This window comes from Amphritea sp. GJ51-11 (assembly GCF_055808735.1).
Genome location: NZ_CM147881.1, coordinates 454695 through 477155 on the forward strand (window position 1 = coordinate 454695; position 22461 = coordinate 477155).

23 protein-coding genes are annotated in these 22461 nt (G+C 49.8%); 21 read left to right on the forward strand and 2 right to left on the reverse strand.

Annotation, left to right across the window (positions count from 1 at the left end):
• Positions 1 to 13 precede the first annotated feature (13 nt).
• Positions 14 to 1006: a patatin-like phospholipase family protein gene (locus tag AC0L4K_RS01910; protein WP_417225044.1), complete on the forward strand. Its 993-nt coding sequence runs from the start codon at positions 14 to 16 to the stop codon at positions 1004 to 1006.
• A gap of 12 nt (positions 1007 to 1018) precedes the next feature.
• Here AC0L4K_RS01910 and queG read toward each other — a convergent pair whose 3' ends face one another.
• A complete protein-coding gene (gene queG, locus AC0L4K_RS01915) occupies positions 1019 to 2143 on the reverse strand; it encodes a tRNA epoxyqueuosine(34) reductase QueG (protein WP_473268025.1) in 1125 nt (374 codons plus the stop codon).
• Positions 2144 to 2203: 60 nt separating this feature from the next.
• Between queG and AC0L4K_RS01920 the strand changes: the two genes are divergently transcribed.
• The 12 genes from AC0L4K_RS01920 (at position 2204) to AC0L4K_RS01975 (ending at position 15151) form a co-directional block, all read left to right on the forward strand.
• Entirely contained in the window at positions 2204 to 3706 is a 1503-nt protein-coding gene (locus AC0L4K_RS01920; protein WP_473268026.1) for an NAD(P)H-hydrate dehydratase, read from the forward strand.
• An 11-nt stretch (positions 3707 to 3717) separates the two neighbouring features.
• On the forward strand, positions 3718 to 4200 hold the full coding sequence (gene tsaE, locus AC0L4K_RS01925) for a tRNA (adenosine(37)-N6)-threonylcarbamoyltransferase complex ATPase subunit type 1 TsaE (protein WP_473268027.1): 483 nt from the start codon (positions 3718 to 3720) through the stop codon (positions 4198 to 4200).
• Positions 4201 to 4253: 53 nt separating this feature from the next.
• The gene (locus AC0L4K_RS01930) at positions 4254 to 5600 is read left to right on the forward strand and encodes an N-acetylmuramoyl-L-alanine amidase family protein (protein ID WP_473268028.1); all 1347 of its coding nucleotides are present in this window, start codon (positions 4254 to 4256) and stop codon (positions 5598 to 5600) included.
• 22 nt (positions 5601 to 5622) lie between these two features.
• On the forward strand, positions 5623 to 7518 hold the full coding sequence (gene mutL, locus AC0L4K_RS01935; protein WP_473268029.1) for a DNA mismatch repair endonuclease MutL: 1896 nt from the start codon (positions 5623 to 5625) through the stop codon (positions 7516 to 7518).
• Positions 7519 to 7573: 55 nt separating this feature from the next.
• Positions 7574 to 8479 (forward strand): tRNA (adenosine(37)-N6)-dimethylallyltransferase MiaA, encoded by a 906-nt coding sequence (gene miaA, locus AC0L4K_RS01940; RefSeq protein ID WP_473269193.1) that lies wholly within the window; start codon positions 7574 to 7576, stop codon positions 8477 to 8479.
• A gap of 118 nt (positions 8480 to 8597) precedes the next feature.
• Complete coding sequence (hfq, locus tag AC0L4K_RS01945; RefSeq protein ID WP_091361235.1) at positions 8598 to 8834, forward strand: RNA chaperone Hfq; 237 nt, start codon at positions 8598 to 8600, stop codon at positions 8832 to 8834.
• 8 nt (positions 8835 to 8842) lie between these two features.
• A complete protein-coding gene (hflX, locus tag AC0L4K_RS01950) occupies positions 8843 to 10162 on the forward strand; it encodes a ribosome rescue GTPase HflX (protein ID WP_417225031.1) in 1320 nt (439 codons plus the stop codon).
• A 56-nt stretch (positions 10163 to 10218) separates the two neighbouring features.
• Positions 10219 to 11406 (forward strand): FtsH protease activity modulator HflK, encoded by a 1188-nt coding sequence (hflK, locus tag AC0L4K_RS01955; protein WP_417225029.1) that lies wholly within the window; start codon positions 10219 to 10221, stop codon positions 11404 to 11406.
• Entirely contained in the window at positions 11406 to 12278 is an 873-nt protein-coding gene (hflC, locus tag AC0L4K_RS01960; protein ID WP_417225027.1) for a protease modulator HflC, read from the forward strand. Before hflK ends, hflC begins: the two co-directional genes overlap by 1 nt.
• Before the next feature lie 137 nt (positions 12279 to 12415).
• On the forward strand, positions 12416 to 12613 hold the full coding sequence (locus AC0L4K_RS01965; protein WP_417225025.1) for a DUF2065 domain-containing protein: 198 nt from the start codon (positions 12416 to 12418) through the stop codon (positions 12611 to 12613).
• Between the two features lie 23 nt (positions 12614 to 12636).
• Positions 12637 to 13821: an ATP phosphoribosyltransferase regulatory subunit gene (locus AC0L4K_RS01970; RefSeq protein WP_473268030.1), complete on the forward strand. Its 1185-nt coding sequence runs from the start codon at positions 12637 to 12639 to the stop codon at positions 13819 to 13821.
• 34 nt (positions 13822 to 13855) lie between these two features.
• Positions 13856 to 15151 carry an adenylosuccinate synthase gene (locus AC0L4K_RS01975; RefSeq protein WP_417225021.1) on the forward strand — a complete coding sequence of 432 codons (1296 nt, stop codon included), beginning with the start codon at positions 13856 to 13858 and terminating at the stop codon, positions 15149 to 15151.
• Positions 15152 to 15291: 140 nt separating this feature from the next.
• Here the strand turns inward: AC0L4K_RS01975 and AC0L4K_RS01980 are convergent, their stop codons facing one another.
• Positions 15292 to 16104, reverse strand: a complete 813-nt coding sequence (locus AC0L4K_RS01980; protein ID WP_417225019.1) for an inositol monophosphatase family protein — start codon at positions 16102 to 16104, stop codon at positions 15292 to 15294.
• Positions 16105 to 16233: 129 nt separating this feature from the next.
• Here AC0L4K_RS01980 and AC0L4K_RS01985 point away from each other — a divergent pair, with 129 nt between their 5' ends.
• The 8 genes from AC0L4K_RS01985 (at position 16234) to fdx (ending at position 22448) form a co-directional block, all read left to right on the forward strand.
• The gene (locus AC0L4K_RS01985) at positions 16234 to 16968 is read left to right on the forward strand and encodes an RNA methyltransferase (protein WP_473268031.1); all 735 of its coding nucleotides are present in this window, start codon (positions 16234 to 16236) and stop codon (positions 16966 to 16968) included.
• Between the two features lie 150 nt (positions 16969 to 17118).
• Complete coding sequence (gene iscR / locus AC0L4K_RS01990; RefSeq protein ID WP_417225015.1) at positions 17119 to 17604, forward strand: Fe-S cluster assembly transcriptional regulator IscR; 486 nt, start codon at positions 17119 to 17121, stop codon at positions 17602 to 17604.
• Positions 17605 to 17637: 33 nt separating this feature from the next.
• Positions 17638 to 18852 (forward strand): IscS subfamily cysteine desulfurase, encoded by a 1215-nt coding sequence (locus tag AC0L4K_RS01995; RefSeq protein WP_417225013.1) that lies wholly within the window; start codon positions 17638 to 17640, stop codon positions 18850 to 18852.
• 35 nt (positions 18853 to 18887) lie between these two features.
• A complete protein-coding gene (gene iscU, locus AC0L4K_RS02000; protein ID WP_126157641.1) occupies positions 18888 to 19274 on the forward strand; it encodes a Fe-S cluster assembly scaffold IscU in 387 nt (128 codons plus the stop codon).
• A 36-nt stretch (positions 19275 to 19310) separates the two neighbouring features.
• Positions 19311 to 19634 (forward strand): iron-sulfur cluster assembly protein IscA, encoded by a 324-nt coding sequence (iscA, locus tag AC0L4K_RS02005; RefSeq protein ID WP_215953614.1) that lies wholly within the window; start codon positions 19311 to 19313, stop codon positions 19632 to 19634.
• 52 nt (positions 19635 to 19686) lie between these two features.
• On the forward strand, positions 19687 to 20229 hold the full coding sequence (hscB, locus tag AC0L4K_RS02010; protein ID WP_303492985.1) for a Fe-S protein assembly co-chaperone HscB: 543 nt from the start codon (positions 19687 to 19689) through the stop codon (positions 20227 to 20229).
• 6 nt (positions 20230 to 20235) lie between these two features.
• Positions 20236 to 22110: a Fe-S protein assembly chaperone HscA gene (gene hscA, locus AC0L4K_RS02015; RefSeq protein ID WP_473268032.1), complete on the forward strand. Its 1875-nt coding sequence runs from the start codon at positions 20236 to 20238 to the stop codon at positions 22108 to 22110.
• A complete protein-coding gene (gene fdx / locus AC0L4K_RS02020) occupies positions 22110 to 22448 on the forward strand; it encodes an ISC system 2Fe-2S type ferredoxin (RefSeq protein ID WP_417225009.1) in 339 nt (112 codons plus the stop codon). Before hscA ends, fdx begins: the two co-directional genes overlap by 1 nt.
• Positions 22449 to 22461: the final 13 nt, after the last annotated feature.

A 22461-nucleotide genomic window follows, 5' to 3' on the forward strand; every position in this document is an offset into this window, starting at 1 on the left:
CTCAGAGGTGCTTATGAAGTCAGTGTCTATCAATCTTGCATTGCAGGGCGGTGGTGCTCACGGCGCATTTACTTGGGGGGTATTGGATCGTCTATTGGACGAACCTTGGATTAATTTCGAGGGTGTCAGTGGCACCAGTGCTGGCGCTATGAATGCGGTGATGCTGGCGGAAGGCTGGCGTCTAGGTGGGCGGCAAGGCGCAAAGCAAGCGCTTGCTTCATTTTGGTTAGCGGTGGCTTCCAGTGATTTTTCTATCCGTTTGCCGGAACAGGTCGAGGGGGCCGTGGCACGATTTTGGTTGCATGCGATGCGCTACCTGTCGCCTTACGATGTTAATTTATTGGATATTAATCCTCTTGAAGATCTGTTGTTAAAGCAGGTTTGTTTTGACCAGTTACGCCGTGATTGCCCGTTTAAACTATTTATCGCTGCCACCGAAGTGGCAACGGGGAAGCTAAAGCTGTTTCATGAGCGTGAATTAGCGTTGCCCCATCTGCTGGCCTCGGCTTGTTTACCCAATATTCATAAAGCGATCGAGATCGATGGTGCTTACTACTGGGATGGCGGTTTTTCCGGTAATCCGGCGGTTTTCCCGTTGATCTATGAGTGTGTTGCCGATGATGTGCTGATTATTTTATTACAATCACTGCAGCGAGAAACACTGCCGATCTCAGCCGAATCGATTACTGAACGGGTTACTGAACTAGGGTTTCAGAGCACTTTTATGCGGGAGATGCGGGCGGTGAGCAATATTCGTCAATACAGCTCTAATTCTCGCTGGCGTCAGGGGTGGGCTGAGCGAAAAGTGAATGGTATGCGCTGCCATGTGCTGCAGAGTGATAGATCCCTCGACGGGCTGGGGCGATTGAGTAAATATGATAACAGCAAGCAGTTTTTGACCGGGCTGATGGCTTTGGGTCAAGAGGCCTGTGATCAGTGGCTCCATAATCATCAGGCAACGTTGGGTAAACGGGAGAGCTGTGATGTTGACGGGCTGTTTAGTTAAGCTGAGGATGGATTAGTCCGGTAGCTTATTGGCTCGGGGGTGCTGCAGAATGGGCCTGCTATTGACGTTTGTGCCATCGTTTTGTGCGGCTAAGGCCCAAAGCGCATGCTCTCTGATGAGCGGGTCATCACCATCGACCATGCCTTGCAGAGCGCTGAGCACCGCCTCGCCACCACGGCTGTTGCCCAATGCGATGGCGATATTGCGCTGCCAGCCGCTATAGCCGGTACGGCGGATGGCTGAACCTTCGGTACGCTTGAGAAAGGTCGCCTCATCCCAGCTTTGTAATTCCAATAATGAGATATGATCGAGCTGATGACGCGGGGTGAAGTCCGCTTCTTCGCTGTGTTTCGCAAAGCGGTTCCAAGGACAGATGAGCTGACAGTCGTCACAACCAAAGATCCGATTGCCGATCAATGGGCGAAATTCGATGGGAATAGCACCTTTTAGTTCGATCGTTAGATAGGATATACAGCGGCGGGCGTCTAGTTCATAGGGGGCTACAATAGCCTGTGTCGGGCAGATGTCGATACACGCCTGACACTGGCCGCAGTGTTCCTCGGTATAGGGGGCATCGACCGGTAGCGGTAGATCGACAAACAGCTCCCCGAGTAAAAACCAAGAGCCGGCTTCCCGGTTTAAGATCAGCGTATGTTTTCCCTGCCAGCCCAGTCCACTATTGCGCGCTAGAGGCCTTTCTAGCACGGGGGCGCTATCAACAAAGGCGCGGTAACCGAATTCACCGATCAGTTTTTCAATAGATTTACCCAGTAGTGTCAGCTTTTTACGCATAACTTTATGGTAATCACGGCCCATGGTGTAACGGGAGATATAAGCTTGATCTGGGTTCTTGAGAATCTTGATGGTGTCGATATCAGGGGGGAGACAGTTCATACGGACACAGATAATTCGCTGGGTACCTTCGGTCAGCAACGCCGGGTTAAGCCGCTTCTCTATGTTATTTTCTAGGTAACTCATTTCCCCCTGATAGCCTTTATCTAGCCACGCTTGCAAGGGCGCGGCTTCGGCACTGAGATCGGTGCCGGTGATACCGCATTGCTGAAAACCGAGGGCCGCTGCCTCTGTTTTGATCTGCATCGCTAGGTTTTGCAGTGTTTCGGGGTCGTATTGAGTCATTGGCGCTATATAATAAGGTTATAAGGAATAAAGTTAGAAACACTTTTCAGAGAATACGTTATGTCACATGCTGACTTGCCGGCGTCATTATACACAGCGGAACAGACCCGCGCTCTTGATCGTATGGCGATCGCCTCCGGGGTGCCTGGTTTTAAACTGATGCAGCGGGCCGGTCATGCGGCTTTTGACCGATTGCGTCAGCGTTGGCCTGAGGTTCGTAAATTAACCCTGCTGTGTGGCGGCGGTAATAACGGTGGCGACGGTTTGATAGTGGCAGGCTTGGCGCACCGTCAGGGAATGACGGTACAGTTGCTGTGTGTCGGTGATGATAACTTTGCTGCACGGTTATCTGGCGAGGCGCGTGAGGCTTGGGAGTGGCTGCAGCAAGAGTCGGTGCCTAGTGAGTTATATCGTCAGCAATCCTTTACCGGCGAGTTGATTGTGGATGGATTGCTGGGCACCGGTATCAGTGGTGCTGTGCGTGATCCCTATCAGGCAGCGATTAAGCAGATTAATCGTGCCGGATTGCCGGTGGTGGCATTGGATATCCCTTCGGGTTTATGTAGCGATACCGGGGTGGTTCAGGGGCTTGCTGTGCGGGCCGATATGACCGTGACCTTTATTGGCGTGAAGCGTGGCTTGTTGACCCATCAAGGGCCTGAATATACCGGCAAACTGCTATTTGACGATCTGCGGGTGAGTGATGATGTGTATGAGGCGGTCGATGTGTCCGGTTTTATCACCGGCGCTGATGACGTCAGTCACTTGCTGCCTGCTCGCGCTAAAACTTCCCATAAAGGCAGTTGTGGGCATGTGTTAGTGATTGGTGGTGATCGAGGTATGGGAGGCGCTGCGGTAATGGCGGCGCAAGCGGCGGGGCGTTGTGGCGCCGGTTTGGTGACCGTGGCTACCCGTGAGGAGCACCTGGCAGCGCTGTTGAGCCGTTATCCCGAAGCGATGGCGGTGGGGGTGCGCTCGGGGGCGGAGCTTGAGGCTTTGATTGAGCGAGCCACTGTGCTGGTGGTAGGGCCGGGATTGGGGCAGCACGCTTGGGGCGAACAACTGTTAATGGTCGCACTTAAAAGTGGCAAACCACTGGTGCTGGATGCCGATGCCTTAAACTTATTGCAGCGTCGAGGTGAGTTTGGTCAGCGTGAAGGCGAGCATTGGGTCATTACGCCTCATCCGGGTGAGGCGGCTAGATTGCTCGATTGCACGGTAGCCGAACTGCAAGCAGACCGCTTTGCCGCTGTGGTCGCGCTACAATCGGCGTTTGGCGGCGTAGCCCTGCTCAAGGGGCCAGGTAGTCTGAGTTTTGATGGTGATGCTCTACACCTTAATCCCACCGGTAATCCTGGCATGGCCAGTGGAGGTATGGGTGATGTGCTCAGTGGCGTGATTGGTGGCTTAATCGCTCAAGGGTTATCCGCTGCGGATGCTGCTCGGTTGGGGGCTTGGTTACACGGGGCGGCGGCGGATCGAAGTGCGGCAGAATATGGTGCTCGAGGTATGCAAGCGACGGATCTATTGGCACAATTGCGTTTGTTGGTTAATGGCTTGTGAGGAATAATAGCGTGCCGCAAGAAGCAGATTACAGTGTGTTCGTTGCCGATGAAACAGCGATGGTGATGTTTGGTCGGCAGATCGCTCAGGCGGCCAGCGGGGGAGAGGTTATTTTCCTCAATGGCGATTTAGGTATGGGTAAGACAACCTTGAGTCGGGGTGTGCTGCAGGGATTCGGTCATCAAGGTTCGGTTAAGAGTCCTACCTATACACTGGTTGAACCCTATGAATTAGAGAAATTGACCGTATTTCATTTCGATCTGTATCGCTTAGGTGATCCAGAAGAACTTGAATATTTCGGGATTCGCGACTATTTCACCGATCAGAGCCTCTGTCTGATAGAGTGGCCGGAAAAGGGCGAGGGTGCCTTGCCGCTGGCTGATCTACTGATCAATATTGGTGTTGAAAATAGAGGTCGGCGGATTCATTGGCAGGCGCAGACTGAAAAAGGTCAGTTGTTGGCCGATAAGCTTAAGTGTTCGCGTGTTAATTGATAAACCATGAGTGTCTAGGATATGCAGGGTATATGAGGGGAAGAGTAAACAGCATGATGCAACGCTTCTGGCTATTAGTGCTATTACTGATCGGCGGGTTTGGGGCTGTCAGCGCCTATGCGGCTGAAGTGCATAATGTGCGGGTGTGGATCGCGCCGGATCATGCACGGCTGGTATTCGACCTTTCGTCAGCAGTGCAGCATAAGCTGTTTACCCTAAAAAAACCTGACCGTATTGTGCTGGATATGTCGGGGGCGACACTAGAATCAAATCTCGCATCGGTTGATCTGACGAATAGTCCTATCTCTTTAATGCGTTCGGGTTCTCGTAATAGCGGTAAAGATCTGCGCATCGTGCTGGAACTCAATGAGCATGTAAAACCCAAGAGTTTTGCTTTAAAACCGAATGATCAATACGGGGATCGCTTAGTTGTCGACCTTTATCGGGATGTTGCTGACGAAGAGCAGCCAAAAACAGCAGTGGCTTCGGTGGATGATCCCTCTTCGCGGCGGGATATTATTATCGCTATCGATGCGGGGCATGGTGGCGAAGATCCGGGTGCGATTGGGCCTGGACGAGTGAAAGAAAAAACCGTGGTGTTGGGAATCGCCCGAGAACTGAAAGCATTGTTGGACAAAGAACGAGGCTTTCAGCCTAAGCTGACCCGGGATGGCGATTATTATATTAGCTTGCGCAGTCGAACCGAACGGGCCCGGAAGATGAATGCGGATATGTTCGTGTCGATCCATGCGGATGGCTTTCGCGATCATCGAGCCAGAGGTGCATCGGTCTGGGTGCTATCGCCTCGAGGGGCCAGTAGTGAGATGGGGCGCTGGCTGGCACAAAAAGAAAATAGTGCCGATCTGATTGGCGGCGTTGGTAGTGTCAGCTTGGAAGATAAAGATGATGTGCTGGCCAAGGTGTTGTTAGATATGTCGATGACCGCTAGCCGCAGTGATAGCCGAGATATTGCCCATAGTATTCACCGGAATATGAGCAAGTTCGCTAAAATGCATAAAAAACAGGTAGAGCAGGCGGGTTTTGTGGTGTTGAAATCGCCGGATATTCCCTCCATTTTGGTTGAGACCGGCTTTATTACCAACCATGATGAAGCCGCTAAGCTAAAATCAAAAGCCTATCAACGGAAAATGGCTCAGGCTGTTTTTGCCGGCATCAAAGCACACTTTACCGCGAAGCCTCCGGCCCTTACATGGTTAGCGTGGCAGAAAGAGGGTAACAGCAAGTCAGCGTCAGCTCACTACAAGGTGATGCGGGGCGACACTCTCTCTGTTATTGCCAGCAGGAACGGTGTATCGTTGGCTGCTTTACGCAAGGCAAATGGGTTGCGCAGTGCCGATCATATTATGATTGGTCAGGTACTGAAAATACCCGCCAGTTAATCAATTACGTGTAACCTCTGATATGTCCCGAATACACCTACTGACTCCTCGACTGGCGAACCAAATTGCCGCCGGCGAAGTGGTTGAACGTCCCGCTTCTGTTGTTAAAGAGATTCTCGAAAATAGTCTTGATGCGGGTGCTAGCCGGATCGAATTGGATATCGAGCAGGGCGGCGTCAAATTGATTCGATTGCGTGACGATGGTCAGGGGATTGAAAAAGATGATTTGGCACTGGCACTTAGTCGTCATGCCACCAGTAAAATCCTTAATTTAGATGATCTCGAAGCGGTGGAAAGCCTCGGTTTTCGTGGCGAAGCACTGGCGTCGATCAGTTCTGTTTCTCGTCTTACGCTGACCTCGCGCACGGCGGATCAAGAAGCTGGCTGGCAGGTGCAGACCGAAGGGCGAGATATGACCGCTGAAGTTTCGCCGGCGGCCCATCCGCAGGGTTCAACCGTTGAAGTGCGGGATCTGTTTTTTAATACCCCGGCTAGACGCAAATTTCTCAAAACTGAAAAAACCGAGTTTAAGCATCTGGAAGAGGTGGTTAAACGGCTGGCGCTGAGTCGCTTTGATGTGGGGTTTACCTTAAAGCATAACCAGAAGGTGATTCATCAATTGCGTCCGGCGGTTAGTGAATCTGAACAAGAGCGGCGTATCTCGACGCTACTCTCTCCCGCCTTCATTGAAAACGCCATGAAGGTGGATGTCAGCGCAGCAGCCTCAGGGCTTCGATTATGGGGTTGGGTGGCGTTGCCAACCTTCTCGCGTAGTCAGGCAGATTTGCAGTATTTCTTTGTTAATGGCCGCATTATTCGCGATAAAGTGGTTGCCCATGCGCTGCGCCAGGCTTATCAAGACGTGCTCTATCATGGTCGTCATCCCGCCTATGTGCTGTATATGGAGCTGGATCCTAAGCTGGTGGATGTGAATGTGCATCCGACTAAGCATGAAGTGCGCTTTCGTGAAACGCGACTGGTCCATGACTTTATTTTTCGCACCACCCATCGGGTTATCGCTGATATTCGCCCAGAGCAGGGCAGCGAACCGGCCATTTCCGGCGCGGCCGCCAGTGAATTGCTGAGCCAAGTGCCGGGGCAGGCGCTGGCGCCTCAGAATTTTGAGCAAAGCCGGATGCCGCTACATCAGTTGCAAGGACATGCTAATAGCATCACTGGCTCTGGGTTTGCTCCGTCCACTCGTTATGCTGCTGACCGTCCTAGCGTCGGGCAGGTGAGAGACCAGATCTCCGGATATGGCGCTCTGCACCCTCAGGGGGACGCAACGGTAGGGTTAATGCCCTGTCAGGCGGTGGAAGCGGATGATAGCGAATGTCCTCCGTTGGGATACGCCATCGCACAGCTGCACGGTATTTTTGTCTTGGCGCAGAATGATGCGGGCTTGGTAGTCGTGGATATGCATGCCGCCCATGAACGGGTGGTGTATGAACGTATGAAGTTAGCCTATGAAGCCGAGGGCGTGCGAAGTCAGCCTTTGCTAGTACCAGTAAGTATGGCGGTGAGTTCGATGGAGGCTGACTGCGCTGAAGAGCACTCGGAGGTGTTTTCTAAGCTGGGTATTGAGATTGCACGAATGGGCGAGGAGACTCTCGTCATCCGGCAGGTGCCGGTAGCGTTGGCCAGTGCCGATATCAGCAAGTTAATTCTTGATGTGCTCGGTGATATGGTGATGTTTGGTACCAGTCAAAAAATCCAGCAGCATACTAATGAGTTGCTGGCGACGATGGCATGTCATGGTTCGGTCAGGGCTAATCGGCAATTGACCATCCCTGAGATGAATGCACTGTTAAGAGATATGGAGCGTACCGAACGGAGTGGTCAGTGTAACCATGGGCGGCCCACTTGGACGCAGATGTCGATGACCGATCTCGACAGCCTGTTTATGCGAGGGCAATAAGTTGAGTCAACCCATTGATGCAAGCGGTGCCCCGTTACCACCGGCTATTTTTCTGATGGGGCCAACGGCCTCCGGTAAAACCGATCTGGCGATGGCCTTATGTGATCGATTGCCCTGCGATATTATCAGTGTGGATTCGGCGATGATCTATCGCGAAATGAATATTGGCACGGCCACGCCGGATGCTGAGTTTTTATCCCGTTATCCCCACCGATTAGTCGATATTCTAGATCCGGCAGAGAGTTATTCAGCAGCCAATTTTAGAACCGATGCACTGCGTGAAATGGCAGAGATTCGTGCCGCCGGTCGAATTCCACTGCTGGTGGGCGGAACTATGCTCTACTATCAGGCGTTGCTGAAGGGGCTTGCGGTCTTACCTCAGGCTGACCAATCTATCCGTGATCGTTTGATTGCTGAAGCGGAGGTGCTTGGTTGGGGTTATCTGCATCAGCGTTTGCAACAGATTGATCCGGTGGCGGCTGAGCGCATTCATCCAAACGATCCACAACGTATGCAGCGAGCGTTGGAGGTGTTTGAGCTGACCGGGCGCACGATGACTGAGTTATGGCAAGAACAGACATTGCAACAGTTGCCGTATGACGTTACGCAGATCTGTGTGATGCCCGAAGCGCGTAAAACGCTGCATGAACGAATTGAAAAGCGTTTTCATATGATGCTCGAGCAAGGCTTCGAAGCGGAAGTCAGAGCGCTGTGGGATCGAGGCGATCTGAATGCACAGTTACCATCGGTGCGATGTGTGGGTTATCGACAGATGTGGGAGTACTTTGAGGGGCAGTGGGATTACCCCACGATGATCGAAAAAGGTGTCATCGCTACGCGACAATTAGCCAAACGACAGATAACCTGGCTGCGTAGTTGGGATAATCTGCACTATTTTGAATCAGCAGACCCTAATTTAACGAATAATGCCTTGAAATTGTTGGATGGGATCATTATATAATGCAGTACAGAAAATAAATTTTGGGCTGTCCGGCTTTTTAGTGACAGCATATTGTATCGCGGGGCATGAATTATGCTTCAGCAGCGGTGCACCACTTACTCTTAGGAAGGAGCTTCCAATGTCAAAAGGGCAATCGTTACAAGACCCTTATCTGAACGTACTACGTAAAGAACGGGTACCCGTTTCAATTTTTCTTGTAAATGGCATCAAACTTCAAGGACAGATTGAGTCCTTTGATCAGTTTGTGATTCTGCTGAAGAATACTGTCAGCCAGATGGTTTACAAGCACGCTATTTCTACTGTGGTTCCAGCCCGTCCGGTAAAACTACCGCAGGGTGATGAATCAACTGACTGAGGTTTTCATTGTTCTTTGAGCGCCCTGAGTCTGGCGAATGCGCCATTCTTGTTCATATCGATATGGCTGATGAGGTGGACCGCGAAAGTCCTAAAGAGCTCGAAGAGCTCGCTTTATCTGCCGGTGCAGATCCGGTTGCTTTTTTAACCGGATCTCGCAGTCTCCCCAACCCTAAAACATTTATTGGCTCTGGTAAGGTAGAAGAGCTGAGAGATCTTGTGCGTCTGCACGAAGCTGAATTAGTGATTTTCAATCACGGCCTCAGCCCCGGTCAGGAACGTGAGATCGAGCGCGCGATTGAGTGCCGAGTGCTCGACCGTACCGGGTTGATTCTAGATATTTTTGCCCAGCGGGCCCGTACCCATGAAGGTAAACTTCAGGTGGAGTTGGCGCAGCTAGAGCATATGTCAACGCGTCTGGTGCGCGGCTGGACCCACCTTGAACGACAGAAAGGTGGTATCGGTCTGCGTGGTCCGGGTGAAACGCAGCTGGAAACCGATCGGCGATTACTGCGAGCGAGAATTAAAAGTATTCTCAAGCGGTTAGAGAAGGTGCGTAAGCAACGAGAGCAGGGGCGTCGTGCCCGTAGTCGCTCAGAAGTGCCAACGATCTCTTTGGTCGGTTATACCAATGCGGGTAAATCAACCCTGTTTAACCGTATTACCGATGCCGAGGTGTATGCCGCGGATCAGCTCTTTGCCACGCTTGATCCGACACTGCGTCGGATTGAGTTAGCCGATATCGGCCCGGCAATTTTAGCTGATACGGTAGGCTTTATTCGGCATCTTCCGCATAAGCTTGTTGAAGCGTTCCGTGCTACGCTGCAAGAAACAACCGAAGCAGAATTATTGCTGCATGTGATTGATGCTTACGATGAAGATCGACAGTCGCATATGCATGAAGTGCACTCAGTGTTGAAAGAGATCGGCGCTGATGAAGTGCTAACGCTTGAGGTTTATAACAAAATCGATATGCTCGAGAGGGCTGAAGCTCGTATCGATCGTAATGATGAAGGTAAACCGGTACGTGTATGGTTGTCTGCTGTATCGGGCGAAGGTATAGAGTTGCTGTTTCAGGCGATCACCGAGTTGCTGGTTGAAGATATTTTCCATCAGCAGTTGAGTTTGCAGCCAGAGGAAGGTGGCTTGCGTGCCCAGCTTTATGCTCAGGGTGCCGTGCTAAGTGAAGTGGTTGACGAGCATGGCGTGATCGATCTGGAAGTTCGGATTCAGAAAAAAGATCTGCTGCAGTTATTGAGTCGTATGAACATTGCACCGGAACGATACCTCGGTGCTAATGTCAACAAACCCGAGTGGTTGCATAGTTAACGTATGCTGCTTACAATTTTTTTAATGATTTAAACAGTTCTATAACGGAGAACAGTATGGCTTGGAATGAGCCTGGTGGTAACGGCAATAATCAGGACCCCTGGAACAACGGCGGTGATCGTCGTGGTGGCGGTAAAAAAGATCAGGGACCGCCTGATCTTGATGAGGCGCTGCAAAAATTACAAGAAAAGCTGAATGGCATTTTCGGTAAGAGTGGCGGCAATAAAGGTACCGGGGGTTCCGGCCCTTCATCTTCTTCCTCGGCGGGCTTTTTTGCCGTTGTGGTTGTGGTGGTGCTGGTAGGCTGGGCTGCGATGGGTTTCTACACCGTCGATCAGCAGGAGCGAGGTGTGGTACTTCGCTTGGGTAAATATCAGGAAACTGTAATGCCGGGTCTGCAGTGGAATCCGCCGATGATTGATCAGGTGATCACGACTAACGTAACTCGTGTCAGTGCTTACGAGCATCGTTCGCTGATGCTGACCGAAGATGAAAACATCGTTGATGTTAGCATGACGGTTCAGTACGTTATTTCGGATCCGGTTAATTATGCCTTGAAGGTTCGTGATCCTAATGCCAGCTTGCAGAATGCTTCTGAGTCGGCGCTTCGTCATACCGTAGGTTCATCTGAGATGAACTCTATTCTGACGGCGGGTCGAGAAGTGCTCGGTAGTGAAGTGAAGCAGCGTTTGCAGAACTTCATGGACGCTTATCAGACCGGTTTACGGATTACACAGATCAATATTAAAGAAGCTAAAGCCCCTTCTCAGGTGCAGGATGCGTTTGATGACGTAATCAAGGCGCGTGAGGATGAGCAGCGTTCGATTAACCAATCTGAATCTTATCGTAACGGTATCGTACCTGAAGCGCGTGGTATTGCTCAGCGTATGAAGGAAGAGGCTAACGGTTATCGTGAGCGCGTTGTGGCGCAAGCAAAAGGTGATGCGCAGCGTTTCTCTTCTTTGTTGACCGAGTATCAGAAAGCACCAGAAGTTACTCGCGAACGTCTCTATCTTGATGCGATGGAGGAGGTGTTGTCGAAGAACTCTAAAGTGCTGATCGATGTTGAAGGTGGCAATAATATGATGTATCTGCCGCTGGATAAATTGGTCGAGAATCGTCCTCGGACCTCCACGGGTACATCAGGTGGTCGGTTGAGCAGTTCTGAATTACAGGATGTAACTGATCAGGTTATCGATCAATTGCGTCAGCGTCAGCAAACGACTACACGGGAGGCACGCTAATGTCGGGTAAATCAATGACAGGGTTGGTGATCGCACTCTTGCTGGTGGTGGTTGGCTTTAACACACTGTATATCATTAAAGAAACTGATCGGGCGGTATTGCTGAAGTTTGGTGAGATTGTTAATCCGGATATTAAACCTGGTTTGCATATCATGATCCCGGTGATCAACAAGATACGTAAGTTTGATGGCCGAGTGCAGACATTGGATGCACAGGCTCAGTCTTACCTGACGGTTGAGAAAAAGCGTCTGATCGTTGACTCTTTTATTAAGTGGCGCATCGTTGATCCGCAGAAATACTACACCGCTACATCGGGTGATGAGTATAAGGCAGCAGAACTGCTGTTCCCGAACGTTGATGCGGGGCTGCGTAACCAATTCGGTGAACGTACGCTGACAGAGGTTGTGTCTGGTGAACGTGATGAGTTGATGGTCGAGTTGGTTAACTCTTTGAGTGTCCAAACCAAAGACGAACTGGGTATCGAAATGATCGATATTCGAGTTAAGAAGATCGATCTGCCTCAAGAAGTATCTGCCTCTGTATATGAGCGGATGCGTACTGAGCGTGAGCGGGAAGCTCGTGAACTGCGTTCTCGTGGTAAAGAGCTGGCCGAAGGTATTCAAGCTGATGCTGACCGTCAAAAAGCGGTTATCGAAGCCAATGCCTATCGTGATGCTCAGCAGGTTCGTGGTGAAGGTGATGCTTTGGCCGCTAAGATCTATGCTGATGCCTATAACAAGGATGCTGAGTTTTACTCCTTCTATCGTAGTCTGAATGCTTATAAAGCAGCGTTTAATCAGCAGGGCGATATTATGGTGTTAAAACCGGATAGCGAATTTTTCCGCTACCTAGGCAACCCCAGCGGTAAGTGAGCGGAATAGGCCATTTGTCGTATAAAAAATCCGCGGAATAGGCTGCACTAAAGCGCCTGTTCCGTGGTAGAATTCATTAACCGGGTTGAGACCCGGTTTTTTTATGTGACGGCTGTGCCGTTGTGTTGAGGTAGGCCATGCATTCTGAACTCTGGCACCCGTTGCTGATAGGTTTCTGTCTGATGCTGGTGATGGAAGGGATTATGCCTTTTCTCTATCCACAACGTTGGCGCAATTTGGTACATCAATTGGCTCTGGTGAGTAACCGGGGGCTGCGCATAACAGGTTTTATAAGCATGATGACCGGTGTCATTTTGCTTTATATATTCAACTGATCCACTGTATTTCGGAGAGTTACATGACGTTGGCAGAACGCTGGTTATTACCAGACGGCGTCAAAGAGGTGCTGCCGCCTCAGGCACAGCAGGTTGAGACTGCACGTCGTCGCTTGTTGGATCTTTATGATAGCTGGGGTTATGAGTTGGTCATGACGCCGCTGATAGAACACCTGAACTCACTGTTAGTGGGGGTTGGGCGAGATCTTGAACTGAATACGTTTAAAGTAACGGATCAGCTGACAGGTCGGATGTTGGGTATTCGTGCCGATATCACCCAGCAGGTAGCCCGTATTGATGCGAACCATCTGAGTTTTCAGGGGCCGGTTCGTTTTTGCTATTGCAGTACCATACTGCATACCTTGCCCGCTAATCCGCTGGCGTCTCGTAACCCTCTTCAGGTGGGTGCTGAACTGTTTGGTCATTCCGGTGTAGCCAGTGATGCTGAGATTATCTCGCTGATGGTTGAAACCTTGAATGCGATGCAGGTGAATCAAGAGCTGAGCATCGATCTAGGCCACGTGGGTATCTATCGTGGTTTGATGGGTGAGGCTGCCTTGAGCGCTGATCAAGAAGCTGAATATTTCGAGTTGTTACAGCGTAAAGATCTACCTGAAATCGCACGATTCCTAGCGCATTCAGCGTTAGATGAGCGAATTAAAACCTATTTAGCAGTGTTGCCTACCTTGCATGGTGGGCGTGAAGTGCTGCAAAAGGCGCGTGCGTGTTTTGCGGGTGTCGAACAAACCATTATTGATGCGTTGGATTATCTGGATGCTTTGGCAGACCTGATTTCTCAACGTTACCCGCAGCTGGATCTCTATTTCGATCTGAGTGAGCTGCGAGGTTATAACTATCATACCGGTGTGGTGTTTGCGGCTTATGTTCCGGCATTTGGGCAAGCGGTCGCGAAGGGTGGTCGTTATGATGAGGTTGGGCGTGATTTTGGTCGTGCCCGTCCGGCAACCGGATTTAGTGCTGATTTGAAAACGCTTGTGGGGTTATCGGCGGCGCAGGATAAACCTATACGCAAAGTGGTACGGGTACCGGCTGTTGAAAACTCTGCAGTGCAGGATGTTGTGGCTCAACTGAGGGCTCAGGGAGAGCGTGTTGTTCAGTTGCTGGATGAGACTGTTGTGGAAGATGCGCAGCAGTTTACTCATCAGTTGGTGCTGCAGGATGGAACTTGGGTTCTCGAGAGCCTGTAAATTATTAAGATTGACTAATCGCTAGAGACAACCAATGGGCAAAAACGTAGTTGTTTTAGGAACGCAGTGGGGCGACGAAGGTAAAGGTAAAATCGTCGACCTGTTAACAGATCAGGCAACCGCCGTGGCACGCTTTCAGGGTGGTCACAATGCGGGTCATACGCTGGTAATTGATGGTGAGAAAACAGTTCTTCACCTGATTCCATCCGGTATTCTGCGTGAAAATGTACTGTGTATGATCGGTAACGGTGTTGTGCTTTCTCCAGAAGCGCTGCTGAACGAGATAAATGAACTGGAAGGGCGTGGTGTTCCGGTACGTGAGCGTCTGCGTTTAAGCCCTGCCTGTACGCTGATTCTGCCATACCATATTGCACTTGATCAGGCGCGTGAACTAGCGCGTGGTGAAGCTAAAATTGGTACAACGGGTCGTGGTATCGGGCCGGCGTATGAAGATAAAGTCGCGCGTCGTGGTTTGCGTTTGGATGATTTGATGAATCCAAAACGCTTTGCTGTGAAGCTGAAAGAAGTGTTGGAATACCATAACTTTGTACTGCAGAATTACTACAAAGTTGATGCGGTTAGCTATGATGAAGTGCTGAAAGAAGCGCTGGAAATGGCTGAAATTATGCGTCCAATGGTAGCTGATGTTACCTCTATTCTGCATGATTACCGTGAACGTGGTGAGAATATCATGTTTGAGGGCGCGCAGGGGTCGCTGCTGGATATCGATCATGGTACCTACCCTTATGTAACCTCATCTAATACAACAGCAGGCGGTACCTCAACGGGTAGTGGTTTTGGTCCGTTGTATCTGGATTATGTGCTGGGTATTACTAAAGCTTATACCACGCGTGTTGGTTCCGGTCCGTTCCCGACTCAGTTGGATTGCGAGATTGGTGAGCGTCTGGCTACCCGCGGTCACGAGTTTGGTGCGACTACAGGTCGTGCGCGTCGTTGTGGTTGGTTTGATGCGGTTGCACTGAAACATGCGATTCGTATCAACTCTGTTTCGGGTATCTGTTTGACTAAACTGGATGTTCTTGATGGTCTAGAAACCATTGATATCTGTGTTGGTTATAAAGATGCACAGGGGAATCTGGTTAATTCCCTCAGTGGCAGTGAAGATTATGAAGCGGTTGAGCCGGTTTATGAAACAATGCCTGGCTGGACGGAATCTACTCTAGGGGCTAAGACGCTCGAGGAGTTGCCTGCGGCTGCGGTTGCTTATATTAAGCGCCTTGAAGAGTTGACTGGTGCGCCGATCGATATTATTTCAACTGGTCCTGATCGGTTAGAAACGATTGTCCTGCGTCACCCGTTCGATGCTTAATTGCTATTTATAGTTGGCCGATAGTAGGCAGAAAAATCCCAGCGTCGGCTGGGATTTTTTGTATCTAGTGTTTGCTATTTTTGGGTATAAAAAAAACCGAGCAAAGCTCGGCTTTTTAGCATTAGGTAGAGCTTAAATGATCATTTAAGTTCGTCGTTTAATGCGGGGTGGATAACCTGTAATAATGCTTTCAGCATCTTAGGGTTGCCTGCCACTAGATTGCCAGAGCTCATGTAGTTATTGTTGCCTGTGAAGTCGGATAGTAAACCACCCGCTTCTTGGATCATGAGTGTGCCGGCTTCCATTTCTGACTGTTTTAAGCCAATTTGGAAGAAACCATCCAGTCGGCCCGCGGCTGTATAGGCAAGATTCAGTGCAGGTGAGCCACCGCTGTGAATACGGCCGTTTTCCAGTGATATATTCTTGAAAATCTGCTGGAAGCTATCGAGCTGGGCTTTGTCGCTGCTGCGGCCAAAGAAACCACTGCCAATGAGCGCGTTATCTAGCAGCTTGCGGTTGCTGACGCGCAGGCGTTTGCCGTTTAGTTGAACGCCTCGGCCACGGCTAGCGGTAAACTCTTCACTCGTTATAGGATTGAGGATGATCGCGTGTTCTAGTTTTCCTCGCTGATGGCAGGCAATGCTTAGGGCAAAGACTGGCAGCGCGTTGGAAAAGTTGGAAATGCTGTCAATCGGATTAACTGACCATATAACATCACAAACCCGATCTTCAGGTTTATGTGTGCCGGTATATTCACAGTTGATCTGATGATCGGGGTACGCCTTATGGATCGTATTAACGATAGTGCGTTCAGCTTGCTTGCAGGTGTCTTCGATATATTCGATAACACTTGATTGTTCTGATTTGATCAAATCGAGTCGTTCAATTGAACGGGAGATTTGTTCACCTGCGACGCGCGCTCCGCGCAGGGCGATATTAACCATCGGTTGCATCTGTAAATACCAGTAAGGGAACCAAAACGCGCATTATACAAAACAGTTGCCACATAAAGAACAGTCCATGATTAATAGTTGCAAAATATCTGCTAAAATATGGGCCTTTTTTGTAATGGCGGGTTAAAGATGCTGGAAAATATCCGAATCGTGCTGGTTAACACGACCCATCCTGGCAATATCGGTGGTGTGGCCCGGGCGATGAAAAATATGGGGTTGTCCGATCTTTGCCTGATTGAGCCGAGGTTGTTTCCTCATCGGGATGCTGATGCTCGGGCCGCGGGTGCTGATGATATTCTCAAGAATGCTTCTGTAGTGGAGGGTCTTGATGATGCGCTGGCTGATTGTCATTTAGTTGTGGGTACCAGTGCGCGTAGTCGTACTATTCCTTGGCCGCTGGTGAATCCGCGAGAACTAGCGGCAATTGTTTCGCCGCTACCGGTGACAACCCGTGTTGCTATTGTGTTTGGCCGGGAAGATCGTGGCTTGACTAATGAGGAGTTGCAGCGTTGTCATCAGCATGTGCATATTCCCGTTAATGAACAGTTTAGCTCGTTAAATCTTGCCGCTGCCGTGCAGGTGATTACCTATGAGATGCGCATGGCTAAAGAAGTTGATGTAAGCGATGCCAAGCCGCGCTGGGGTACGGAGTGGGATGTTGATCTTGCTGAAGGGCGTGAGCTTGAAATGCTGTTCGATCATTTTGAACAAGCGTTAACTGATATTGATTTTCTCGATCCAGAAAAACCACGTAATCTGATGCCTCGATTGCAGCGGCTGCTATTGCGGGCAGTGCCTGATAAAATAGAAGTCAATATTTTACGTGGTATGTTAACGGCTATTCAGAAGGGGTGTCGGCGCTAAGCTCTTGGTTTGTAAGCTGGCTTTTTTGTCGGTTATCGCTCTGCCTAATAGTTGACTGTTTTACTGGGTTTAATAGTTGACCAAAATGGTTGGTTATTGCATAATGTAATCAGCTTCGTTGAAGCATCAAGAATGACGGAGAGATTGCAAATGCGATTAACGACAAAAGGCCGCTATGCGGTGACAGCAATGCTCGACCTGGCAATTCATGCCGGCAATGGGCCTGTAAGTCTGGCCGATATATCAGAGCGGCAGGGCATTTCCCTGTCATACCTTGAACAATTATTTGCTAAGTTACGCCGTAATGAACTGGTCCGCAGTGTGCGCGGCCCCGGTGGTGGCTACCAGCTCAATCGTGAGCAGCAGGGTATTAATGTTGCTCAGGTAATTGACGCGGTGAATGAGTCAGTCGATGCAACAGGTTGTGGGCATACGGGTAGTTGTCAGGACGGCAGTATCTGTCTGACACACCATTTGTGGTGCGACCTAAGTAGCCAGATTCATGATTTTTTAAGCCAGATAACGCTGGCTGACCTGATGGAAAGAAAAGATGTTCGCACCGTCGCTAAGCGGCAGGATCGAGAGCACTTATCTTCATTTGAAGATTCACTTATTTCCGCAAAAGTAACGGCCTGAGAGACGGTTCAGGTTTTTGGAGAAGCATAGACAATGAAATTACCAATCTACTTTGATTATTCCGCTACAACACCTGTAGATCCCCGGGTTGCAGAGAAGATGATTGAGTGTCTAACGATGGACGGTAATTTTGGTAATCCGGCATCTCGTTCGCATGCTTACGGCTGGAAAGCTGAAGAAGCAGTTGAAACGGCGCGTCGTCAGGTTGCTGATTTATTAAATGCCGATCCACGCGAGATTGTCTGGACCTCCGGTGCTACCGAGTCTGATAACCTAGCAATTAAAGGTGTTGCGCATTTCTATCAGAAGAAGGGTAAGCACATTATCACCTCTAAGATTGAGCATAAGGCGGTACTTGATACTTGTCGCCAATTAGAGCGTGAAGGTTTTGAAGTAACTTATCTGGATCCAGATAAAGAAGGCATTATTCAGCCTGAAGCTATTGCTGCAGCGCTGCGTGACGATACAATTTTAGTATCTGTTATGCATGTTAATAATGAAATCGGCGTGATCAACGACATCGCGGCTATCGGTGAAATTACCCGAGCTAACGGTGTATTGTTACATGTTGATGCGGCCCAGAGTGCCGGCAAAGTTGATATCGATGTTGTGGCGATGAAAGTCGACCTGATCTCTCTTTCTGCACATAAGATGTACGGTCCAAAAGGCATGGGCGCACTTTATGTTCGTCGTAAGCCTCGTGTACGTCTGGAAGCGCAGATGCATGGTGGTGGTCATGAGCGTGGTATGCGTTCCGGTACGCTGGCGACTCATCAGATTGTTGGTATGGGTGAAGCTGCTGCGATTGCAAAGGCTGAGATGCATGAAGAGATCGAACGTATTGGTGCTCTGAAGAGGCGTTTCTGGGATGGTCTTTCTGATATGGAAGAGATCTACCTGAATGGTTCTCGTGATCAGCGTTACATTGGTAATATGAACGTTAGCTTCAACTTTGTTGAGGGTGAGTCATTATTGATGTCGCTTAAAGATCTTGCGGTTTCGTCTGGATCTGCCTGTACATCCGCTAGCTTGGAGCCCTCATATGTGCTGCGAGCGTTAGGGTTAAATGATGAGATGGCGCATAGTTCTATTCGTTTCTCAATTGGTCGTTTTACGACAGAAGAAGATATTGATCGGGCTGTCGTTGAAATTCGTACAGCCGTAGGTAAGCTCCGTGAATTATCGCCTTTGTGGGATATGTATAAAGACGGTGTGGATTTAAGCAAAGTTGAATGGGTCCATCACTAGTCTTAACTAGGTGGATACTGCTTTAGGAGGTCGTTATGGCTTATAGTGAACAGGTTATCGATCATTACGAGAATCCTCGTAATGTCGGCAAAATGAATGATCAAGACGATAACATCGGTACTGGTATGGTGGGTGCACCTGCTTGTGGTGACGTGATGCGCCTGCAGATTAAAGTCAGTGACGACGGCGTTATCGAAGATGCAAAATTTAAGACCTACGGTTGTGGTTCAGCGATCGCTTCTAGCTCACTCGTTACCGAGTGGGTGAAAGGCATGACTTTGGATCAAGCCCAGGAACTTAAAAATACGACAATCGCAGAAGAGTTGGCGTTGCCGCCGGTTAAAATTCACTGCTCTGTTTTGGCAGAGGATGCGATTAAAGCGGCTGTTGCTGACTATAAAGAGAAGCAGGCGAAGAAGTAATAACGGAGCCTTAGGCTCAATGGAGTAAACGGATTCATGGCAATTTCAATGACACCGGCTGCGTCTGATCATATTGGCAAATATCTGAAAGGGCGTGGCCACGGGTTTGGTATTCGTCTTGGGGTGCGCACGTCGGGCTGCTCTGGCATGGCTTATGTGCTGGAGTTTGTTGATGATATTCAGGAAGAAGATCAGGTGTTTGAATCGGACGGTGTTAAAGTTGTAATTGATCCTAAGAGTCTTCTCTATCTTGACGGAACCGAGTTAGACTTTGTTAAAGAGGGTCTTAACGAAGGGTTTAAGTTTAATAACCCTAACGTCAAAAATGAGTGTGGTTGTGGCGAAAGCTTTAATATTTGATGCATCATTGGTTTAAGTCGCTGACAACCACTCTTTTTCACCTGCTGGTTATATGATGGATATTACCCAGAACTATTTCGAATTTTTAGCTCTGCCGGTGACGTATCAGCTGGATCTGCAAGCTTTATCTGAACGAAGCCGGGAGTTGCAAAAGACGCTGCACCCGGATCGTTTCTCTCACCTGTCCGACAGAGAGCGTAGGCTTTCTGTTCAATATACGGCATACCTCAATGAAGCGGTCGCGACGCTTAAAAATCCTTTGTCGCGCGCTCAGTATCTGTTGAAATTAGAAGGGATTGATACCTTCTCTGAATCTCAGGTACAGCTTGATCCCATGTTTCTTATGCAGCAGATGGAGTTGCGCGAGTCGCTAGAGGATATCGCCAGTGCATCGGATCCGGACGCTGATATTGAGCGGCTCCGGCAGACGGTAGAGCAGGAGATGAAGTCACTGCGTGAACAGTTTGATAGTTACTATCAACAATCGACGCCTTCAGCCCATGAAGCCGCAGCCGTCTGTGTCAGAAAGATGCAGTTTATTGATAAGCTGGGCCGTGAGATTGAAGTTTTGGAAGATCAACTTTTCGACGAATAAATAAATATGGCGTTATTGCAGATTGCAGAACCGGGACAAAGTCCTGAGCCTCACAAGCGTAAGCTGGCGGTGGGCATTGATTTAGGTACGACTAATTCACTGGTTGCGGCTGTTCGCAGTGGCGAATCAACGACATTGTCTGATGAGGGCGGCAGTCACTTATTGCCCTCTGTTGTTCGTTATACGGAACAGGGCGTGGTGGTTGGCCAAGCGGCATTGGCAAAAGCCTCGGTCGATCCTTTCAATACGATTGTGTCAGTAAAACGACTTATGGGTCGTGGTATTACCGATTTGAAAGGTTTGCAGGGCGAAGCGGTTTACCGTTTTAGCGAGCGCGAGGGCGGCATGCCTTTTTTGCAGACAGTCGCCGGGGATAAAAGCCCTGTTGAGATCTCTGCGGAAATTTTAAAGACTTTGAAAGCTCGGGCACGCGCAACCTTAGAAGGCGAGCTTGAGGGAGCGGTTATTACCGTGCCGGCCTATTTTGATGATGCACAGCGTCAGGCAACCAAAGATGCGGCACAGTTGGCGGGCATTAAAGTGCTACGCTTGCTCAATGAGCCAACGGCGGCTGCGGTTGCCTATGGTTTAGATCAAGCGGCTGAGGGGGTTATTGCTGTTTATGATCTCGGTGGCGGTACCTTCGATATCTCTATTTTGCGGCTTAATAAAGGTGTGTTTGAGGTGCTGGCGACCGGTGGCGATAGCGCTTTGGGTGGTGATGATTTTGATCTCTCCTTAGCGCAGTGGTTTCTCGAACAGTTGGGCGGCAAAGAAGTGGTTGCCGGTGAGTCACGTTACCTCACCGAGAAAGCCCGTTGGGTTAAAGAACAGTTGACCGAACATGCAACGGTTAATGTTGATTTGGATCATGCGGGTCAGAAAGTCAGCCTAGAGGTCTCTCGGGCGTTATTTGATAGTCTCGTTGAACCGCTGATCAATAAGACTATCCGGGCTTGTCGCCGATCCTTAAGGGATGCAGGTGTCGAGCTTGATGAAGTTCAAGATGTGGTCATGGTCGGTGGTAGTACGCGGGTTCCGGTAGTGTGTACTCGGGTCGAGCAGTTTTTCCAGCGTGCTCCCCGCATTGATATCGATCCCGATCGTGTCGTGGCGGTTGGTGCCGCCATTCAAGCGGATGTCTTAGCGGGTAATAAGCCTGATAGCGAAATGTTGCTGCTGGATGTGTTGCCATTGTCGCTGGGTCTGGAAACCATGGGGGGCTTGGCGGAAAAAGTTATCCACCGCAACACTTCGATTCCGGTGGCCCGGGCGCAGGAGTTTACCACCTATCAAGACGGCCAAACGGCGATGATGATTCATGTGGTGCAAGGTGAGCGAGAACTGGTATCTGATTGTCGCTCGCTGGCTCAATTTGTGCTCCGTGGTATTCCGCCAATGGCGGCCGGCGCGGCGAAGATTCGGGTAACATTTCAAGTTGATGCTGATGGTCTTCTGGGGGCGTCGGCTAAAGAGTTATCCACCGGGGTTGAAAGTGAGATTCAGGTGAAGCCCTCCTATGGGCTGGATGATAACGAGATTGCTGATATGCTGAAGGCCTCTTATAGCTTCGCTGAAGAGGATATGGTGTTGCGCAACCTGCGTGAACAGCAGGTTGAAGCGGATCGACTACTGTCGTCGCTTGAGCAGGCGATGCAAACTGACGGCAATGCGCTATTGACGGCTGAAGAAGTGGCGCATTTGCGTGAGCAGATGGGACTTTTACAGACGTTACGTGACGGCTCTGATGCGGGCTTGATTGAGCAGGGCGTCAAGGTGCTATCTCAGGCCAGTGATTTTTTTGCTGCGCGACGGATGGATCAAAGCATTAAAAACGCTCTTAAAGGGCATAGTATTGACGAGATTGAGGGGAATTCCTGATGCCGCAAATTATTTTTCTGCCTCACGATGAACTTTGCCCTGAGGGTAAGGTGATTGAGGCCGAAGTAGGCGAGTCCATTTGTGATGCTGCGTTGCGCGAAGGTATCGAGATTGAGCACGCTTGTGAAAAATCCTGTGCTTGTACCACTTGTCACGTCATTGTACGTGAAGGGTTTAATACCCTAGAAGAGTCAGACGAGCTCGAAGACGATATGCTGGATAAAGCATGGGGGCTTGAGCCGGAATCTCGTTTGAGTTGTCAGGCTTTGGTTGGCGATGATGATCTGGTGGTTGAAATTCCTAGGTATACCATTAACCAAGTGTCTGAACGGCACTGATTATTAAGTTATA

What these genes read in the sequence shown, in the direction of transcription:
- AC0L4K_RS01910 (WP_417225044.1), top strand. Translation starts at nt 14, where the DNA reads ATGAAGTCAGTGTCTATCAATCTTGCATTGCAGGGCGGTGGTGCTCAC.
- queG (WP_473268025.1), bottom strand. Translation starts at nt 2,143, where the DNA reads ATGACTCAATACGACCCCGAAACACTGCAAAACCTAGCGATGCAGATC.
- AC0L4K_RS01920 (WP_473268026.1), top strand. Translation starts at nt 2,204, where the DNA reads ATGTCACATGCTGACTTGCCGGCGTCATTATACACAGCGGAACAGACC.
- AC0L4K_RS01930 (WP_473268028.1), top strand. Translation starts at nt 4,254, where the DNA reads ATGATGCAACGCTTCTGGCTATTAGTGCTATTACTGATCGGCGGGTTT.
- mutL (WP_473268029.1), top strand. Translation starts at nt 5,623, where the DNA reads ATGTCCCGAATACACCTACTGACTCCTCGACTGGCGAACCAAATTGCC.
- miaA (WP_473269193.1), top strand. Translation starts at nt 7,574, where the DNA reads ATGGGGCCAACGGCCTCCGGTAAAACCGATCTGGCGATGGCCTTATGT.
- hfq (WP_091361235.1), top strand. Translation starts at nt 8,598, where the DNA reads ATGTCAAAAGGGCAATCGTTACAAGACCCTTATCTGAACGTACTACGT.
- hflK (WP_417225029.1), top strand. Translation starts at nt 10,219, where the DNA reads ATGGCTTGGAATGAGCCTGGTGGTAACGGCAATAATCAGGACCCCTGG.
- hflC (WP_417225027.1), top strand. Translation starts at nt 11,406, where the DNA reads ATGTCGGGTAAATCAATGACAGGGTTGGTGATCGCACTCTTGCTGGTG.
- AC0L4K_RS01965 (WP_417225025.1), top strand. Translation starts at nt 12,416, where the DNA reads ATGCATTCTGAACTCTGGCACCCGTTGCTGATAGGTTTCTGTCTGATG.
- AC0L4K_RS01970 (WP_473268030.1), top strand. Translation starts at nt 12,637, where the DNA reads ATGACGTTGGCAGAACGCTGGTTATTACCAGACGGCGTCAAAGAGGTG.
- AC0L4K_RS01975 (WP_417225021.1), top strand. Translation starts at nt 13,856, where the DNA reads ATGGGCAAAAACGTAGTTGTTTTAGGAACGCAGTGGGGCGACGAAGGT.
- AC0L4K_RS01980 (WP_417225019.1), bottom strand. Translation starts at nt 16,104, where the DNA reads ATGCAACCGATGGTTAATATCGCCCTGCGCGGAGCGCGCGTCGCAGGT.
- AC0L4K_RS01985 (WP_473268031.1), top strand. Translation starts at nt 16,234, where the DNA reads ATGCTGGAAAATATCCGAATCGTGCTGGTTAACACGACCCATCCTGGC.
- iscR (WP_417225015.1), top strand. Translation starts at nt 17,119, where the DNA reads ATGCGATTAACGACAAAAGGCCGCTATGCGGTGACAGCAATGCTCGAC.
- AC0L4K_RS01995 (WP_417225013.1), top strand. Translation starts at nt 17,638, where the DNA reads ATGAAATTACCAATCTACTTTGATTATTCCGCTACAACACCTGTAGAT.
- iscU (WP_126157641.1), top strand. Translation starts at nt 18,888, where the DNA reads ATGGCTTATAGTGAACAGGTTATCGATCATTACGAGAATCCTCGTAAT.
- iscA (WP_215953614.1), top strand. Translation starts at nt 19,311, where the DNA reads ATGGCAATTTCAATGACACCGGCTGCGTCTGATCATATTGGCAAATAT.
- hscB (WP_303492985.1), top strand. Translation starts at nt 19,687, where the DNA reads ATGATGGATATTACCCAGAACTATTTCGAATTTTTAGCTCTGCCGGTG.
- hscA (WP_473268032.1), top strand. Translation starts at nt 20,236, where the DNA reads ATGGCGTTATTGCAGATTGCAGAACCGGGACAAAGTCCTGAGCCTCAC.
- fdx (WP_417225009.1), top strand. Translation starts at nt 22,110, where the DNA reads ATGCCGCAAATTATTTTTCTGCCTCACGATGAACTTTGCCCTGAGGGT.